1 protein-coding gene is annotated in these 1,612 nt (G+C 61.2%); it reads left to right on the top strand.

Features of this window, described 5'->3' with window-relative positions:
- Nucleotides 1–59: 59 nt before the first annotated feature.
- Nucleotides 60–1,612 (top strand): ISL3 family transposase (locus AC0L3X_RS47025; protein WP_473317596.1); only part of this gene is annotated, 1,553 nt, incomplete at its 3' end.

Genomic DNA, 1,612 nt, shown 5'->3' on the forward strand with positions numbered 1-1,612 from the left:
TCACTTTTGATGCAGTTCGAGGGATGTCTGGCGCTTTGATTTGGGGGAGAATCAGCGCCATGCAGCAGGCACTCCAGCGCTCCAGTCTGGTGCCGAGTGGATTTGTTGTAGAGAGTGCGTACTACGAAGGTGATAAGGCTGTTATTGCGGTCCGGGCGTCGGGAAGCATTGGTCTGTGCCCATCTTGCGGAACGGTTTCCCGACGCGTCCATAGCCGATACCGGCGTCGTGTGACTGATCTTCCCCTTTCGGGGCGGATCGTACAGCTTCTGGTGATTGCTCGTCGCTTCCGTTGCGGCGCCGTCCTATGCGGGCGCCAAATCTTCACCGAGCGCTTCGCCGAAGGGGTGCTGGCACCGTCGGCGCGACGCACGGCAAGGCTGGACTCTATCGTCCATCACCTCGGTCTGGCACTTGGCGGTCGACCGGCAGCAGGCTTCGCAAAACGGCTAATGCTGCCGGTGAGCAAGGATACGCTCCTTCGCGTGGTCCGACGCCGTAGCCGTCCGCCAGCTGATCCGCTCAGGGTTATCGGCATTGATGATTGGGCCTGGCGGCGCAACCACAGATACGCCAGCATCATCTGCAACCTGGAGCGGCGCCGAGTAGTCACCCTGCTCCCGGATCGGGAGCCCGCAACTGCCCAAGCCTGGCTCGCTGCTCATCCCACGATCGCGATCGTTGCCCGTGACCGTGGTGGGGGATATGGCGAAGCGACAGCAAGAGCCTTACCGCATGCGGTACAGGTTGCAGATCGTTGGCATCTGATGGAGAACGCCAGTCGGGCCTTCCTCGATGCCGTTCGCAAATCGATGCGCCAGATACGCACAGTGATCGGCGCGACCACGATTGATCCCAAGCTGCTAACAGCCGCAGAGCGGATCCAGTATGAGGGTTATCTGCGCCGCGAGGAGACCAATGCGGCTATCCTGGCTCTGTCGAAGAATGGCATACCCATCAAGCAGATCGTGCGTCAGACTGGTCACAGCAGGCAGCTGGTACGGCAGGCGATTCGCGGCGAACGACACGATGTCTTCCGGACCCGGCAAAGTTCGTTGGACTTACACTTGCCGTGGCTCGACGATCAGTGGGCGTCCGGCTGCCGAAACGGGGCTGAACTTTGGCGTCGTTTAACGGCGCATGGCTTCAGAGGCTCGCTCCGCGTCATCAGCGAGTGGGCGACCCGCAGACGAAGGGCTGAAAAGCCCGACGCACGAAACCTTCAGCGGATTCCATCGGCCAGAACGATCGCGCGCCTCATGACAATCGGCGGAGATCTGCTCACGAAAGCAGAGACCGTCACGGTCGCGGCAATCGAAGCTGGCGTACCATCCTTGGTCGAGGCTCGCGAGATCATCGCCGAATTCCACTTGATGATCCGACGCAGAGCCGAAGCAGGGCTCACGCCGTGGATCGACCGCGCCCGCGCCAGTCTCGTGACTTCCTTCGCCAGCGGCGTCACGAAGGATGAAGCGGCGGTTCGGGCGGCAATCACTTCGCCCTGGTCCAACGGACAGACTGAAGGTCAGATCACCCGCCTCAAGCTCGTGAGAAGGCAGATGTACGGTCGCGGGAAAATCGATCTCCTTCAGGCCAGGCTAATCGGTGCAGA

The organism is Bradyrhizobium sp. MI1.7, from assembly GCF_055811795.1.